The following is a 16,770-nucleotide window of genomic DNA, read 5'->3' on the forward strand; positions in this document are numbered from 1 at the left end:
GGAAATAATAACCCGAGAGTAATAGTTGATCCGAAAAATTTAGTAGATGGCCAATATGATATTACATTTAAAGTATTAAAAGATAAAACAGATGAAATTTCAAAGATGCATGACTATGTTGTAAATCCAGCGAAATTAATCGTAAAAGATGGTAAAAAATACATTGAGATGAAGCTGAAAAATAGTGCGTGGATTACGAAATTCCAAACGGAAAACAAGGAACTATTCGCTGATGCGAAAGTAGTAAGCGAAGATAAAAATGCAAATACGCGAGTAGTACAGTTTGAAGTAGAAGATCTATTTAAAAAATTAAACGCAAAAGTAAAGGTAGACATCGATGAGATGAACTATCATCATTTCTACGATGTACAAATTCAATTTGATACAAATAATATCGGCGCGTTAGGAACTATTAAAGAGGAACCGAAGAATGAACCGGAAAATCCAGTGACTACACCGAAAGTAGATAATGTAAAAACAGTAGGTACTCCTGATTTTAACCGAAATGCAGATGGTCAGAAGAAAAAAGAAGATACAAAAAATGATTCAAAAAAAGAGAAAAACTCAAAAACTGCAGATACAGCACAACTTGGTTTATATATGGTGTTACTGCTAGGTTCACTTGCTTTACTAGTTCGTAAATATAGAGCAGGTAGATTGTAATTTTTGGAGTCTTGATGCATGTTCGCGTGCATCAAGACTTGTTTCATATTGTATGGAAGGGAGTGGTGATTGAGAGTGAAGAAAATCGTAAGTGTACTAATGGCTATCATTTTGTTAATGAGTATAGCCGGGTGCTCGTCACCAAAAAAAGAAACAGCAAAGCAGGTAAAGAGTGAGAGTAAAGAGCGCGTTGTTGCAACAACAGTGGCTGTTACTGAAATTATGGATGCGTTAGAAGTAGATTTAGTCGGTGTTCCAACAAGTTCTAAAACTTTACCGAAGCGATATAAAGGTTTACCTGAAGTTGGGAATCCAATGAGTCCAGATATGGAAAAGGTAAAGTCATTAAAGCCTTCAGAAGTGTTATCTGTGACAACACTTGAATACGAATTAAAGCCAGTTTTTGATGGTGTGGGTATGAAAGCAAACTTTTTAGATTTAACGAGTTTAAAAAATATGCAAAGTTCTATTAGCGATTTAGGTAAGAAATATGGACGTGAAAAACAGGCTGAAGCAGTAGTAACTAAGTTAGATAAAAAGGTTGCTAGCATTCAAAAGGAAGTAAAAGGAAAGAAAGAACCGACAGTGCTTATTTTATTAGGTGTGCCGGGAAGTTATTTAGTAGCAACAGAGTATTCTTATATTGGAGATTTAGTAAAACAATTAGGTGGTAAAAATATTGTGCAAGGTGAACAAGTAGAATATTTAGCTTCTAATACAGAGTATTTAAAGAAAGCTGATCCAGATATTATTTTACGAGCAGCTCATGGTATGCCTGATGAGGTTGTAAAAATGTTTGATAAAGAATTTAAAACAAATGATATTTGGAAACACTTTGCTGCGGTTAAAAATAACCGTGTTTATGATTTAGAAGAGCGTTTATTTGGAACGACAGGCAATTTAGCAGCAATTGAAGCTTTAGATGAATTGAAAAAAATGATGTATCCGTGATGCATTTTAATATAAAGGAAGAGTAGAATGAATAAAAAAACTTGGAGTTTCCTCATTGTTACTGCATTGCTCATTGTTATGACATCATTGTCAGCGATGAAAGGGAGTTTAGAAGTAGGTATTGTTGAACTTGTACAAGGGATATTTATAGGTGGAAATGAAGATGTTGAAGTCATTAAAGATTTACGTTTCCCTCGTATTATTATTGCGCTGTTCACTGGAGCGGCTCTTGCTGTTTCAGGGGTGCTTTTTCAAGCTGTTATGAAGAATCCACTCGCTGATGCTGGGGTAATCGGTATATCTTCAGGAGCAAGTTTTATGACACTCGTTATTATTACTTTGTTCCCGCAATTCTTTTTCTGGACCCCCGTATTCGCCTTTTTAGGTGGTGCGCTTGCGTGTTATCTCGTTTATTCGTTTTCATGGAAGTCAGGGTTAAGCCCACTTCGCATTATTTTAATTGGTATTGCCATTAATGCGATGTTTACTGGATTAAATGAATCATTCGTTACGATTTGTGGGTATTTTATTAAAAGTATTAAGCAAACGACGACTTCTAACATAACAATGAAGACGTGGGGCGATGTAGAAATAATGGTGACTTATGGAACGATTGGTCTTATTCTTGCTCTGTTCGTAGGAGCTTGGTGTAACTTATTATCGCTACAAGATAAGACTGCGAAAAACTTAGGCTTGCACGTGACGAGAGTTCGTCTTATTATTTCTGCCATTGCAGTACTCTTAGCGGCAGTATCAACAGCGATTGCAGGTGTTATTGCTTTTGTAGGATTGCTAGTTCCGCATATTTCAAGACAATTGGTCGGTTCAGACCATAAAGTATTAATTCCATTTTCTGCTCTTGCAGGGGCGTTATTAATTTTGACGGCGGATACGATTGGAAGGTTAATTGTGCCACCTAATGAAATTCCAGCAGCAACAATTATGGCGGTTATTGGTGGTCCATTCTTAATATTCTTGCTTAGAAAGAGTGATAAAGTTGATGGAAATTAAAAATGTAACCTTTTCATATGATAACGTAACAAATCGTTTAAAGTCTGTTAGTAGTGAAATAGAAATTGGGAAAATTACAACAATCATTGGCCCGAATGGATGCGGGAAATCAACATTACTTAGTGTCATGTCTAGAAATCACGTTCCTAGCAGTGGAGAAGTAATACTTGATGGGAAAGCGATTAGTGAATATAAACCGAAAGAGTTTGCTAGAAAGCTAGCAGTTGTCCACCAACAAAATGAGGCTCCAGCAGATATTACAGTGGAAAAGCTAATAAGCTTTGGGCGTATGCCATATAAAAATATTTTCTCTCCGCAAACAGATGAAGATAGAGAAGCGATAGAGCGTGCACTAGTATGTACGAATTTACAAAGTAAGCGTGATAAGCCAATCTATGCTTTATCCGGTGGAGAGAGGCAGCGAGTTTGGATCGCAATGACATTAGCTCAAAATACACCAATGCTTTTCTTAGATGAACCGACAACCTATTTAGATATTTACTATCAGCTAGAAATATTAGAATTAGTGAAAGAGTTAAATGAAGTGTATGGATTAACGATTGTAATGGTATTACATGATATTAATCAAGCCATTCGTTATAGCGACCATATTATCGTTATGAAAGATGGAGAGATCATTACGAAAGGTAATCCTAATGATGTAATAACAGAAGAGATGGTTAAAGCAATATATGGTGTAGATGTCATTGTAAAACAGGATGAAGATACTGGATTGTATATGGTACCTATGGGAATCTAAAGGCTGAGTATAATCCGTTTTGAGGTGATAATTTGAATAGCAAGAACGGACGGAAAAAGAATTCTTTTTTTCAACGCATACTTACAATTGCGTTTTTAGGAATCTTTTTCTATTCAATGTATGAGTTGGGTGGGATTTTCATGGATTATTATGAAAATCGTAAAGTAATGGCTGAGGCACAACATATTTATAAAAGAAGTCCAATGGAAGAAAAATCGGAAGACGGAGAGGTACGTAAACAGTTTCAGGATCTCCAGAAAATTAATCCAGAGATAGTCGGATGGATTACGATGGATGATACACAAATTAATTATCCAATCGTTCAAGCAAAAGATAATGATTACTATTTATTTCGTAATTATAAAGGTGAAGATATGAGAGCGGGAAGCATTTTTATGGACCATCGTAATGATGTGAAATCTCAAAATCGAAATACGATTTTATATGGCCATCGTATGAAAGACGGTTCTATGTTTGGTAGTTTAAAAAAAATGTTGGATGAAGACTTTTTCATGTCCCATCGTAAATTATATTACGATACATTATTTGAAGGATACGACGTTGAAGTTTTTTCAGTATATACGACAACAACGGACTTTTATTACATTGAAACGGATTTTGAAAATGATGCAGTATATACATCGTTCTTAAAGGAAGTTCAAGAAAAATCACTGTACAAAACGGATACGGAATTGACGGCTAATGATGAAATCGTAACACTTTCTACTTGTGACTATGCGCTTGATCCAGAGGCTGGAAGGCTAGTTATACACGCAAAGTTAGTAAAAAGAAATTAAAGAAAAAAGTATAGAATATGAGAAGTGATAGATAACGCTTCTCATATTCTATACTTTAAAAAAGAACTGTTTTTACTGTGCTGCAGCCATTGGCATACGTACAACTTTTACATCATAGTAAGCAATTTTATTATCAAGAATATATTCTGGCATTCCACCTTGATGTGAGTGAGCATCTTTAAATGCGGCGCTCTTTGTCCAACCTTGGAAATCTTCTTTTGCATTCCATCGAGTGCTAATTGTTACCTCATCATAATCAACTGTATTTTGCGTTAAAAGAACTTCTAGACCTAAAAAGCCTGGCATCGTTTCAACTTTACCTACTTTATTAAAACGCTCAATTAATTTATGTCCATTTCCCTTTGTAATTTTAGCTGTATTTGTAACAATAATCATGTTTATTCCTCCTATAAATGTAGCTATATTTTCAAGAACTCATATACATTAAATGATAATGAAAATCATTATCATTGTCAATGGTAAATGTGAAATATATAATTTTTTTCTATTATTTTGGACAGTGAGATTTCCATTTCAAAACGTAGTAAATATGTGGCGGTTAAGTGCGAGAATGAGCGAGTTGTACTAGCAAAGCAATAATATGGTATAGTGAAACGAGGCTGTTTTTTCAGGCTCGTTTTTTAAATGCTTCCTATAGAGAAAGCATGCAAATGGAAAGGAAGTTATTATATGCGATCAGAAGTAACTATAAAAATAAAACCGAAATTTATAAAAGAAATTAAAAGTGGATATCCACTTATTTTAAAAGATGCAATTCAAAATTTAAACGATGTTCGTGAAGAAGGGACAATCATCAAAGTAGTAGATGAGAAGAACAACTTTGTCGGAAAAGGTTATTATGGAAAACAAAATAAAGGATACGGCTGGATTTTAACGAGAAAAGAGAGTGAACAAATTAATCAATCTTTCTTTGAAAGTAAAATCAAATCTGCCTTACATAAACGAAAACAATTTTATAAATCAAGTGATACGACAGCATTCCGCGCCCTAAACGGTGAAGGTGATGGTCTTGGCGGACTAATTATCGATTATTATGACGGCTACTACGTAGTAAGTTGGTATAGTGAAGGGATTTATACTTTCAGAGATGAGATTATAGCAGCTCTGCAAAAAGTAGCAAACTTTAAAGGCATTTATGAGAAGAAGCGTTTTGATACGAAAGGGAAATATATTGAGGGTGATGATTTCGTAGCAGGAGAGCGCGGTGAGTTCCCGCTTATCGTAAAAGAGAACGGTGTGAACTTCGCTGTTTATTTAAATGACGGGGCAATGGTTGGTGTATTTTTAGATCAACGTAACGTTCGAAAACAAATTCGTGATAAATATGCAAAGGGAAGAACAGTGTTAAATATGTTCTCTTATACAGGTGCTTTCTCTGTATTTGCAGCGCTTGGCGGAGCGAGTAAAACGACGAGTGTTGACCTTGCAAATCGTAGTTTAAGTAAAACGATTGAGCAGTTTAGTGTCAATGAAGTTGATTATGAAGCACAAGATATTATTGTAGAAGATGTATTTCTTTACTTCAAATATGCAGCTAAGAAAAAGATGAAATTTGATATGGTCGTACTTGATCCTCCAAGCTTCGCCCGATCAAAAAAATATACATTTAGTGCAGCAAAAGATTATAAAAATTTATTGAAAGAAACAATTGCTATTACAGAAAATAACGGTATTATCGTTGCTTCTACAAATTGTAGTGCATTCGATATGAAAAAGTTTAAAGGCTTTATCGATACAGCCTTTAAAGAAATGAATGGCAAATATAAAATATTAGAAGAACATTCTTTACCAGAAGATTTCCGTACCATTGATCAATTTAAAGAAGGAGACTATTTAAAAGTAGTTTTCATCGAGAAAATTAAAGGTTAATAAAGAAAAAGGAGCTCGAGTTTACTTGAGCTCCTTTTCTTATTGAACGATATTTTGTACTCTACCGACTTGCCCGTCCTGCAATCGCACTTTAATGCCATGTGGATGGGAAGGGGAGTTTGTTAAAATATCTTTTACAATGCCACGTGTTAATTTGCCTGTTCGTTGATCTTGTTTTAATACAATATCAACTTCAAGACCGGGTGCGATATTAGAACGTTTTTGTCCGTTCATTTACACACCTGTACGTCTACGTTGGTTGTTTGTCTTCTTTGTTTGTTGGTTTTGTAATTTTTTCGTTTCTTGGTTTTGATTTTTTGCATTTTGACCATTTCCATTTCCTTGCTTTTTCTTAGCAAGTTGTTCACGCATTAAATCAGCTAAGCTTACTTTTTTGTTTTCTGACATGATAAGTCTCCTTTATATAAAGTTAATTATGAACAATCGTAGTGAATTTCATCATATCATTGTTAAGGAAGGAAGGGAAGTTGGTTTGAAAATTCATATAACTGTTTCCAGCATTCATTCGTTGCGATACAATTGATATGTTAATGTTTGTAAAAAAAGGGGATAGACATATGTCACATCATATTTTATTAGTTGAAGATGATATTTCAATTCAAGAGATGGTGGAAAAATATTTATTAAAGGAAGGCTTTCAAGTTACGATGGCGTCTGACGGGGAAGCAGGGGTGCAAACCTTTTTTAAATCATCTTTTGATTTAGTGATCCTTGATATAATGATGCCGAAGTTAGACGGATTAGAGGTTGTACGTATTATTCGTGAAAAAAGTGCTGTTCCGATTTTAATGATGTCGGCAAAAGATACAGATGTTGATAAAGCTGTTGGCTTAGGACTTGGAGCAGATGATTACATTTGTAAGCCATTTTCTATGATTGAATTGGCTGCACGTGTAAAAGCAGGGATTCGGCGGTCTACGAAATACTCGGCTACAGAAACAACAGAAAAGATGATTCAGATTGGCGATTTAACAATCGATCCAATTAATTTTACTGTAGAAAAAAACGGGAACCCTCTCAAGCTCACTTTAAAAGAATTTGAGATTTTAAAACTGTTCGTAAAAAATCAAAATCGTGTATTTACAAAAGCGCAAATATATACGTTAGTTTGGAATGAAGAGTATTACGGTGATGATAACGTTATTAATGTTCATATGAGAAGATTGCGTGAGAAAATTGAAAGTGATCCATCTAATCCAGAATATATTAAAACGTTATGGGGCATCGGCTATAAGTTGGAAGTGATGTAATATGGTCAATTTGTTAATAGGTATTATTTTTATATTGTTATGTGTCATTTATATGCAATATAAAATGAGAAAAAATAGTAGTAAAAATTTACGATACACATATGAAAAGTTAGAAAGTATTGTAAATGACAAAACAGGCGAGACGTTACTCGTTATGACAGATGATCTAGAATTGCAAAAATTATTAGTGGCAATTAATCAATTATTAGATGCAAAACAGAAAACGAATGCAGATCATGCCAAAGTAGAAATTTCGATGAGAAAAATGCTTTCAAATATTTCGCATGACTTGAAAACACCACTAACAGTTATTCTTGGATATACAGAAATGTTAAATAAGGATAAAACGATAAGTGAAGAAGAACAACAAATATTACTTGAAAAAGTGCATACGAAAACATTAGAAGTGATGGAGCTAATTCATAAGTTTTTTGATTTGGCAAAATTAGAATCTGGTGACAAAGCAATTGAAATGACAAAAGTAAATATGAATGAAGTTTGCCGCGAGAAGATTTTATCTTTTTATGATTTAGTGACGACGAAAGGTTTTCAGGTTCATATTGATATACCAGAAAGAAATATATACGCACTTGGAAATGTAGAAGTATTAGGCAGAGTATTGAATAATTTAATATCAAATGCAATTACATATGGAGATGATGGAAAGACACTCGGTATGACTTTAAGAGATGATGAAACGAGTGTGTATATAGACGTATGGGATAAAGGAAAAGGAATTGATGAATCTCATATTGATAAAGTGTTTGAGCGAATGTACACACTTGAAGATTCAAGAAATAGATCGTACCAAGGAAGCGGTCTAGGATTAACGATTACGAAACGGCTTGTGGAAGCGATGGACGGAGAAATACATCTTTCTAGTAAGCCCTATGAAAAAACAATTTTTACAGTTGTATTAAAAAAGATGCTGTTTTAGCTTGTAGAGAAGTAAATTCTACAAGCTTTTTTTCAGCGTAAGGAATTTGTAAGGAACGGGTAAGAAAAAAGAGATTTCTGTTGTCTATTATAGAAATATAGAGTATTGCGAAAGGGGAAAGTAACATGACATATATAGTAAAAACAAACCAGTTAACGAAAGTGTTTAAAGGGAAAGAAGTTATTTCCGGTGTTAACATGCATGTGAAAAAAGGAGAAATTTATGGTTTTTTAGGACCAAACGGTGCTGGTAAAACAACGATTATGAAAATGATTACAAATTTAATAAAACCGACGAGTGGTGATATAGAAATTTTCGGTGAGAAATTAACAGATACATCGTATGAAGTATTAAAAAGAATGGGGACAATTATTGAATACCCAATCTTTTATGATAAATTAACGGCGAAAGAAAACTTAGACCTGCATTGTGAATATATGGGCTACTACGATAAAAATGCAATTGACCATGCTTTACATTTAGTGAAACTACAAGGGGTAGATAATAAAAAAGTAAAAGATTTTTCATTAGGAATGAAACAACGACTCGGTATTGCAAGGGCAATCGTGACAAAGCCAGAATTGCTCATTTTAGATGAACCAATTAACGGTTTAGATCCAATTGGCATTAAAGAGTTACGAGACTTATTTAAAATGCTCTGCAAAGAATACGGTATTACATTATTAGTTTCTAGTCATATTTTAGGTGAGATGGAATTAATGGCCGATACAATTGGTGTGATTCAAAATGGAAAACTAATAAAAGAAGTTTCAATGAAGAGTATTAACGGAAAGCAAACAGAGTACATTGAAATCACTGTTCCTGATGTGAAACGTGCAGCTTATATTTTAGAAGATAAACTTGGTATAAAAAACTACAAAATAATGAGTGGAACCATGATTCGTGTGTATGATACGTCAGTGTCTCAGCAGGCCATTTCAAAAGCACTTATTATGAACGATGTGGAAATTGAAAGTATTAATAAGAAACATAGTTCCTTAGAAGAATATTTCTTAAATGTAATGGATGGAGAAGGTATTCATGCTTAATGGACTGTGGCTGAACCTGGTAAGTGGATTTATCGTAATGCTAATAAGTGGAATTTTATATTATAGAAAACCAGAGCGGAAATGGTTGTTAATTCTACTAGTGATAGGAATGTTAAGCTTCGTTACTGCTGGAATTAGAATGTTAGCAGCATAAAGACAGTTATATAAAGAATGGAGGAGTGGTTTGTATGCTTAGATTAATGAAGCTCGAATGGAAGAAACATAAATTATCTAGTTACTTTAAAGGGGTAGCAATTTGTATTATAGCAATTTTCGCTGCAGTAAGCCTTATGGCGTTGGGAATTAAAGCTGAGGGAGACGTGCTCTTCTTTGACTTCACGCAACAAATGGTTTTAATAAACACTTTTATTAGGATAACATTCATTATTTTTAGTTCGGTCATTTTATCACGGTTAGTAATAGACGAGTATAAGAACAAAACAATGCAACTATCGTTTATGTACCCGCTGCAAAGGAAAATGCTAATGAGGGCGAAATTAACAATTGTTTTTTGTTTTTGTTTTGTGAGCACGATTATCGCTACTTTCATTATTAGTTTGCTCGTTTATTTTGTGAGTCCAATGATGGGACTGATTGAAACACCTGCTACGATAGGCGAAATAATAGCTATCGTTCCAGCTACTATTATAAGTGCATTTATGATATCTGGTATAAGTTTAATTCCTTTATTTTTTGGAATGAGAAAGAAATCGACACCTACAACGATTACTTCCGCAGTAATAATTGGTATGCTGATTAGTGGTAACGTTGGGGCTGGAAACGGTCAAGTAAGTATGTTTGATTTTATAGCTATCCCAATTGTGCTCTGTTTATTAGGGATTTTCATTAGTTATCTATCTTATCGTAAAATCGACAAGGTTGATGTGGCATGAAGTAAGCTTAAAACAACAACGAACTGGGGTATGAATGGTGAAAAAGATAATAGTAATTGCAATTTTACTTATTACAATTGCTAGTGTGGTTTTGGGGGTTAAGGTGTTTCAGAGGAAAGGAGGACTATCATGTTACGTCTTATGAAGCTAGAATTGAAAAAGTTTAAGCTTGGCTGGTACGTAAAAGGGGCAGTTATTGCAAATATTACTATACTGGCATTAATGATCTTTACGAGCATCGTTGCTCAAGTAGAAGGTGATCCGGAAATAAGAGATCCGCAGATGATGTTGTTAACGGCTAGTACATTAGTAAGAGCAACATTTATTGTTTTTGGTAGTGTGTTAATCGCAAGGTTAATAATTGGTGAATATAAAAATAAAACAATAATACTTATGTTTTCTTATCCTATTAATCGGAGAAAAATGATGATTAGTAAGTTGGTCATTACAGCGACATTAACATTTATAACAGTTATTGTATCTAACATTTTAATAGTAGGAGTTTTCTTTGGGATAGATAGCTATTTTTCAATTCTTCCTAATCCATTTACAGTAGATCAATTAGTGCAAGAAGGAATAAATCTTGTTCCTTTAGCCATTGCAACTGCGGGAATAAGTTTAATCCCGCTATATTTCGGAATGCGTAAACGTTCAGTGCCAACTACAATTGTTTCATCTATTATTGTTGTGTCAATCGCAATTAATAACCAGCCAATATTTCCGATAGCGACTTTTCTACCTCTTCAATTCACATTTGCAGCGATCGGTATGGTGATTGCTTATTTTGGGATTAAAAATATTGAGAGTGAAGATGCATTATAAAGTTTCACATGAAACAAGTTACAGAAAAAGACAAGATATGTAAACATCTTGTCTTTTTTGTCGTTACATTTTAGGAGCTTCCATTCCAGCCGCAGCCCATTCTTCTTTTGCGGGACCATATACGCCAGGAACTGTTAAGCCGGCTTGTCGCATTAAAACCGTCATTTGCCCGCGGTGGTGATTTTGATGATTAATGAGTGTCATTAAAAATATAGAATTCGGCATAGGGCGACCAAAGAAGTCATTAATAGTAGCTAAGTCTTTATCAGTCCATTTACTTTGAAGTGTTTCAACAAAAGCCGCGTTTACTTTACGGTATTCATCTGCAATTGTTTTTGCAGAAGTTGGAACAGGATAATCTTTCGTTTCTCCTTCAAACTTTAGCCCTGTGCCAGATAGTATCACAGGAATTGCCGTCACGATATGCCAAGCAACTCTTCCTAAAGTCCAATGTTCAGGTGCAATTTCCTGTGATAAAGATGCATCGGTTAATGAATCAAGCATTTTCTGAGTAGACTCTGCTTCGTATGTCCATGATTGTAAAAAGCCTTCAATTGTTTGGTACATTATTGTTATCCCCCTCTACTTATGTTCATAGATTAAGTTCGAGAAGAAATGACAAGTTCCCTTTATGTTTTAATGATGGTATTTAAAATTTTATATATAAATTTTATGATACTATTGAGTGTATATAGAATTATATTAATTTAGGGAGATATTATGAAAAGATTGATTTTAGGAATCATAATTTTATTTTTAATGGTAGGATGTAGCAATGAAACCTATAAAAAAGCAATGGATCAAGGGAAATTGGCGTTAGCGAGTAAAGAATATGACACGGCAGTAGCATCATTTGAGCTAGCATTAGAAGAGAAAAAGGATGATAAAGAAGCAAAGGTATTAAAAGACCAAACTACTAAGATGATAAGTTCGATAAAAGAGAAATCGAGTGGAAATATAGAACAAGCAATAGGTTTGTTTCAAGAAGTAGAAAAGATGAAAGATGGTTCCGCAATCCTTCAAAGTCAAGCGAAAGAACAAAAAGATTCGCTCATAGAGCATAAAGAGTTAAAAGGTCAATATATAGGTCAATTGGAAAAGGCAGAGAAGTTAAAGAGTGATAAAAAGTATGAAGAGGCTAAAGGGATAGTAAATAAAATTGTTAACGATACTGGCCAAAATCAACAATTTATTTCGGAAAATCAACGGGCCGAAGAGCTGAATAAGCAAATCGATGGCTTACTAACTCAACAAGCAGAAGTTAAGAAAAAAGAGGAAGAGTTAAAAAATGAAAAGAAAAAAGAGGCTGATATTGGAAAGTTAAAGGGGTCTTGGATGTCATCAGAAAGTACAGACAGGCCAGTTGGGTTGGAAATAGAATCTATTAATAGTGAGAAAACAGGCGGAGAATTTATGGAACATAATATTTTTGGGAAAGGGACTACTATAGGAGACTTTCGAATATTAAGTGTGGACCAAGGGATTATTTCTGTAGAGCTTGTATTTTTAGTGGGGGAAATAAAGCATAAGGCTGATTTGAAAATTGAGGAGAACACATTAACTGTACATCATGAGTTTATGGGGAGTACTAAATCTGTGAAATTAGTGAGATCAGAGTAATTTATCCGGCTATTCGTCGGACAGTAAAACTTCCACCTCAAGATTCGGCTGGAGCAAAGAAGTTAGGTGGGAGATCCACTGCTCATAAAAGTCCGATTGGTGTGGGCTAATAATCAGCGGGGATGAAGAAACCCCCCACTAATTAAAGTTTCACTTTATTTAGTATATAAAAAGGAGGCTTCTAAAACGAAGCCTCCTTTTTAATTAACCTTCTTCCCACTCTTCCTCATCAACCATAAGAAATAAGGTGCTCCAAGTACAGCAACGACAAGTCCAGAAGGAATTTCTTTCGGATATGCAATTGTTCGTCCGAGTAAATCAGCAATGGAAAGAAGGATTGCTCCAAATAGTGCGGAGCAAACGAATAATCTTTGATGATTCATACCAACGACGATTCGTGCTAAGTGTGGCGCAACAAGACCTAGAAAGGCAATTGTACCGACAGCTGCGATATTTACAGATGCAAGTAGTGTTGCTAACACAATGAGGGCAAGGCGCGTTTTATTTACTGGTTGCCCGAGTCCCGTTGCTAAATCGTCTCCAAGTACGAGAACATCAAGTTGTTTTATTAAGAAAAAGATAATGAATACAAGAATTAGCGATGGATATAGAATGATATTTTCTAAGTGATTCCATCCTCTTGCATACGTGCTACCTGATAGCCATGTTAAAGCAGCAGCAACGTTCAAATTTGCTCTAACGATAAAGATTTGAATAATCGCTGAACCGAGAGCTGAAATACCAATTCCTATTAAAGCAAGGGCTGTTGGGCTAAATCCTGATTTCCATGAGAAGAAGAGAACAATTCCAACTGCAAGTAGTCCGCCGATAAATGCACCAATTGGTAGGAAGAAACCAGGAAGTGCGGGAAAGACATACATAATAGTTAAAGCACCAACACCAGCTCCCGATGAAATACCAATAATAGAAGGATCGGCGAGTGGGTTTCGTAATATACCTTGGAAAACAAGCCCACTTATTGCAAGGCATGCGCCAGCAATAGCAGCAACGAGCATTCTTGGTAAACGAAGGTTCATCATCATATTTTTATCAAATTGTGTTAATTGTCCTGATATAACATTTGTAATACTTTCGATATAAGCGTTACTACCGATTGTAACACCAAGAGTAATTGTCACAATGCAAAGTGTGATAGAGATAATGATTACCTTTTTATAAGAGTAATAGTGAGAACTAGCTCCAGCTGCATTCGCTCCGTTATCATTCATATATTGTTTCGATTTCATCATTCGATAGACTAAGTAAATAAGCCAAGGTGATCCAATCATTGCCGTGACTGCTCCGACAGGAAGTTCAGCCCCAGTTGGATCTATTAGTCTACCAACGACATCAGCTCCAAGTAATAGTACAGCTCCCCATAAGAAAGAAGAGAGAAGGAGAGTAAAGTGTTGACGGTAGCCAATAAGACGCATTAAATGTGGTGCAACTAAGCCAACAAATCCAATTGGTCCAACAACAGTTACAATTACTGCTGTTAAAAAGATCGCAGCAATGAAGGCGATAAGACGTGTTACTGCTGTTTTTTCACCAAGAGAAACAGCGACATCATCACCAAGTAAGAGAATGTTGAGTTTACGAGACATAAATAGTAAAACTAGGAAAGAAATAATGATAAATGGAAAAGCAAATTGAACGCCATCCCAGTTATTTTGAATAAGAGATCCAGCTCCCCATAAAAATAAACCAGCTGTTTCATTTTCATAGAAAAGCTGCATCGTTCCGGTAAAGGCAGAAAGCATTAATGTAACGACCATACCAGCTAGTGCCATTCTAAGTGGGGTTCCCTTTTTTCCACCAGAAATACGGTATACAAATAAAGCGGTAATAGCACCGCCGATAAATGTGAAAAGAAGTGAATTAATTTGCAGACCTTTTGGTAAAAAAATTGTAGCCGCTACTAGAAAGAAATATGCGCCAGAGTGAATACCCATTGTACTGGATTCAGCAAGTGGATTTTTCGTTAATGTTTGTAAAATGACCCCAGATGCAGCAAGAGCACCTCCAGCTAAAATGGCAATTACGGCCCTAGGTAATCGAAGCATAATTAAAGTTTGATGCTCTAGTGATTGGTTCGGTGAGATAAGAGCATCAATAATCATACTATAGGAAATGTTTGCTTGACCTTGTCCGATATGAATAAAGAAAAGGAGGAGCAAGAGAGCTGCTCCTCCTCCGAATACAAGACTTGCTCGAAGTGTATGTTGTAGGCTATTCATTGTGTAATCACTTCTTCGCTGTCATTACATCTGCTACTTGTGTTGCTAAAGATGTTGCAGACTCAGGACCACCGAAAATCCAAGTGTCGCCTTTTAATTTATACATTTTGTTTTCTTTTTTGAACTTTAATTCTTCCCAAGCAGGGTTGCCTTTTAGTTGAGTGTCAAAAATGTTATCTTCATCCGCTACAATGTAAATGAAGTTTGAATCTTGTACACTTTGTAATGATTCTACAGTTGTTTGTTTGAAACCATCTGGCTCAGATTTTCCTGCTTCAAAAGTATTTGTTAAACCTAATTTTTTTGTAACTTGTAAAGCTAAAGAATTGTCAGTTAAGATACGGAATGTTGGTACGTTTTTAGCAGTAAATGCTTGTGCCATTGCGATGTTTTTATCTTTTAAGTCTGCTTTCTCAATTTTTGCTTTTGCATCAGCGAAGGCTTTATCCATATCAGCTAATACTTTTTTACCTTCTTCTTCTTTTCCAACTGCTTTTGCAATTTGTTTAAATGTTTCTGTCATTTCAGCAAAGTGATCGTTATTGCTTGTTGATGGATCAAACATAACTGTTGGTGCAATTTGCTCTAATTCATTTTTAATTGCTTTACTACGGAATGAAGCTGTGATAATTAAATCTGGTTTTAAACGGCTAATTTCTTCTAAGTTTGGTTGTTGACGTGTCCCTACATCTACAACATCTTTACTTGGTTTTGTTTTTGTATTTACCCATTTATTATAATTCTTAATGTCTGCCATCCCTACTGGCTGAACACCAAGTGCTAATAAGTCTTCTGAATATACCCACTCAAGTACAACTACTTTTTTCGCTGGTTTATCTAACTTTGTTTCCCCTTCAGCGTGTTTAATTGTTATAGCTTGATTTTTATTGTCCGCTTTTGTTTCCTTTTTCTCCTCTTTTTGCTGTCCGCATCCAACAGCGAATAGAAGAACTACTATGAAAATACTGAGAATTTTCTTCATCTTCTGCCCCCAAATTAAGTGTTTTTTGTAACTAGCACCATAAGTGAAAATGGTTATCAATTACAACACCCAAATCATACTATGAGGATAATTTAAGTGTCAATATTTTTTTAAAATTTTGACTAGAAATAACAAGTTATACGGATTTTTATATATTATAGTTGCTATTTATGAAGAATCAGCCTCTTTACTAAAAAGATTGGCGAATGTGGAAAGTTTAAATGGGAACTTGTCTGTGTACGAAAGCGTAATGTGTATGGTTAATAATCTGTGGAGATGGGGCGAAAGTACAAGCAAAAGGAGAGTGAATCGCATGTAATAATTACTAGAATGTATGGAGGAAATCTGTGTTTTATCCCCCACTAGGCTAAGTATTTCTTTGTTATTTAGATAGGTGTTTTTTGATTCGGTGATTACGCTAAAAAGATCGAATGTAAAGGAAGTGATCAACATGTCTTCATGGAGCAATAACATAAATGGATATTGTGGGTGTAATAATCAAAATGGTGTACATGTTGATTCATGCTGTTTTAGTTGCGATGGGACAGTTCCTAAGGTTGGTCCAACCGGTCCGACGGGAGCGACAGGAATAACAGGAGCAACAGGCTCAACGGGAGCGACAGGAGTAACAGGCGACACAGGGGCAACGGGAGCGACAGGAATAACAGGAGCAACAGGCCCAACGGGAGTGACAGGAGTAACAGGAGCGACGGGAGTAACAGGCGATACAGGTCCAACGGGAGCGACAGGAATAACAGGAGCAACAGGCCCAACGGGAGTGACAGGAATAACAGGGGCAACGGGTCCAACAGGAGCAACAGGTGGCACAGGCCCAACGGGGGCGACAGGAGTAACAGGCGACACAGGGGCAACGGGAGCGACAGGGA

At 35.4% G+C, this 16,770-nt stretch carries 19 protein-coding genes and 1 pseudogene; 14 read left to right on the forward strand and 6 right to left on the reverse strand.

The genetic code is table 11. The features are described 5' to 3' along the window. The 5 genes from MR167_RS26050 to srtB all read left to right on the forward strand — a co-directional run. On the forward strand, positions 1-663 hold a 663-nt coding region (locus MR167_RS26050), incomplete at its 5' end, for an NEAT domain-containing protein (protein WP_242315858.1). 69 nt (positions 664-732) lie between these two features. Beyond that, on the forward strand, positions 733-1,614 hold the full coding sequence (gene isdE / locus MR167_RS26055; RefSeq protein ID WP_042595929.1) for a heme ABC transporter substrate-binding protein IsdE: 882 nt from the start codon (positions 733-735) through the stop codon (positions 1,612-1,614). A gap of 27 nt (positions 1,615-1,641) precedes the next feature. Next, entirely contained in the window at positions 1,642-2,625 is a 984-nt protein-coding gene (locus tag MR167_RS26060; protein ID WP_106081808.1) for a FecCD family ABC transporter permease, read from the forward strand. Continuing rightward, complete coding sequence (locus tag MR167_RS26065; protein ID WP_000403765.1) at positions 2,615-3,385, forward strand: ABC transporter ATP-binding protein; 771 nt, start codon at positions 2,615-2,617, stop codon at positions 3,383-3,385. Before MR167_RS26060 ends, MR167_RS26065 begins: the two co-directional genes overlap by 11 nt. Before the next feature lie 32 nt (positions 3,386-3,417). Beyond that, entirely contained in the window at positions 3,418-4,182 is a 765-nt protein-coding gene (srtB, locus tag MR167_RS26070) for a class B sortase (protein ID WP_002162479.1), read from the forward strand. Between the two features lie 72 nt (positions 4,183-4,254). On the opposite strand, the gene isdG is transcribed toward srtB, so the two are convergent. Then, complete coding sequence (gene isdG / locus MR167_RS26075) at positions 4,255-4,578, reverse strand: heme oxygenase (protein WP_000587818.1); 324 nt, start codon at positions 4,576-4,578, stop codon at positions 4,255-4,257. Between the two features lie 294 nt (positions 4,579-4,872). Between isdG and MR167_RS26080 the strand changes: the two genes are divergently transcribed. Further along, positions 4,873-6,072 carry a class I SAM-dependent rRNA methyltransferase gene (locus MR167_RS26080; protein WP_001255945.1) on the forward strand — a complete coding sequence of 400 codons (1,200 nt, stop codon included), beginning with the start codon at positions 4,873-4,875 and terminating at the stop codon, positions 6,070-6,072. Between the two features lie 39 nt (positions 6,073-6,111). Here the strand turns inward: MR167_RS26080 and MR167_RS26085 are convergent, their stop codons facing one another. After that, positions 6,112-6,306 carry a YwbE family protein gene (locus MR167_RS26085; protein ID WP_001014310.1) on the reverse strand — a complete coding sequence of 65 codons (195 nt, stop codon included), beginning with the start codon at positions 6,304-6,306 and terminating at the stop codon, positions 6,112-6,114. Next, the gene (locus tag MR167_RS26090; RefSeq protein ID WP_001293576.1) at positions 6,307-6,480 is read right to left on the reverse strand and encodes a hypothetical protein; all 174 of its coding nucleotides are present in this window, start codon (positions 6,478-6,480) and stop codon (positions 6,307-6,309) included. A 170-nt stretch (positions 6,481-6,650) separates the two neighbouring features. On the opposite strand from MR167_RS26090, the gene MR167_RS26095 reads away from it, so the two are divergent. From MR167_RS26095 to MR167_RS26120, 6 genes are all read left to right on the forward strand, one after another. Continuing rightward, positions 6,651-7,343: a response regulator transcription factor gene (locus MR167_RS26095; protein WP_000018046.1), complete on the forward strand. Its 693-nt coding sequence runs from the start codon at positions 6,651-6,653 to the stop codon at positions 7,341-7,343. A gap of 1 nt (position 7,344) precedes the next feature. Further along, positions 7,345-8,280: a HAMP domain-containing histidine kinase gene (locus tag MR167_RS26100; RefSeq protein ID WP_000247674.1), complete on the forward strand. Its 936-nt coding sequence runs from the start codon at positions 7,345-7,347 to the stop codon at positions 8,278-8,280. A gap of 125 nt (positions 8,281-8,405) precedes the next feature. Then, a complete protein-coding gene (locus tag MR167_RS26105; protein ID WP_000221121.1) occupies positions 8,406-9,329 on the forward strand; it encodes an ABC transporter ATP-binding protein in 924 nt (307 codons plus the stop codon). Then, positions 9,322-9,483 carry a hypothetical protein gene (locus tag MR167_RS26110; RefSeq protein ID WP_000931814.1) on the forward strand — a complete coding sequence of 54 codons (162 nt, stop codon included), beginning with the start codon at positions 9,322-9,324 and terminating at the stop codon, positions 9,481-9,483. Before MR167_RS26105 ends, MR167_RS26110 begins: the two co-directional genes overlap by 8 nt. 34 nt (positions 9,484-9,517) lie before the next feature. Next, on the forward strand, positions 9,518-10,222 hold the full coding sequence (locus MR167_RS26115; RefSeq protein WP_000945208.1) for an ABC transporter permease: 705 nt from the start codon (positions 9,518-9,520) through the stop codon (positions 10,220-10,222). 129 nt (positions 10,223-10,351) lie between these two features. After that, the gene (locus MR167_RS26120; protein WP_000945187.1) at positions 10,352-11,044 is read left to right on the forward strand and encodes an ABC transporter permease; all 693 of its coding nucleotides are present in this window, start codon (positions 10,352-10,354) and stop codon (positions 11,042-11,044) included. 63 nt (positions 11,045-11,107) lie between these two features. Here MR167_RS26120 and MR167_RS26125 read toward each other — a convergent pair whose 3' ends face one another. Next, on the reverse strand, positions 11,108-11,611 hold the full coding sequence (locus tag MR167_RS26125) for a DinB family protein (protein ID WP_000284975.1): 504 nt from the start codon (positions 11,609-11,611) through the stop codon (positions 11,108-11,110). Between the two features lie 153 nt (positions 11,612-11,764). Between MR167_RS26125 and MR167_RS26130 the strand changes: the two genes are divergently transcribed. Then, entirely contained in the window at positions 11,765-12,664 is a 900-nt protein-coding gene (locus MR167_RS26130) for a tetratricopeptide repeat protein (protein WP_000825582.1), read from the forward strand. Between the two features lie 200 nt (positions 12,665-12,864). On the opposite strand, the gene fhuB is transcribed toward MR167_RS26130, so the two are convergent. Next, positions 12,865-14,901 (reverse strand): Fe(3+)-hydroxamate ABC transporter permease FhuB, encoded by a 2,037-nt coding sequence (gene fhuB / locus MR167_RS26135; RefSeq protein WP_081143666.1) that lies wholly within the window; start codon positions 14,899-14,901, stop codon positions 12,865-12,867. Positions 14,902-14,908: 7 nt separating this feature from the next. Further along, a complete protein-coding gene (locus tag MR167_RS26140) occupies positions 14,909-15,883 on the reverse strand; it encodes an ABC transporter substrate-binding protein (RefSeq protein ID WP_000722824.1) in 975 nt (324 codons plus the stop codon). 451 nt (positions 15,884-16,334) lie between these two features. On the opposite strand from MR167_RS26140, the pseudogene MR167_RS26145 reads away from it, so the two are divergent. Further along, a pseudogene (locus MR167_RS26145) lies at positions 16,335-16,770 on the forward strand (collagen-like protein); the annotation flags it as partial.

The organism is Bacillus cereus group sp. BfR-BA-01355, assembly GCF_022663675.1.
In the GTDB taxonomy this organism is placed as follows: domain Bacteria; phylum Bacillota; class Bacilli; order Bacillales; family Bacillaceae_G; genus Bacillus_A; species Bacillus_A thuringiensis_S.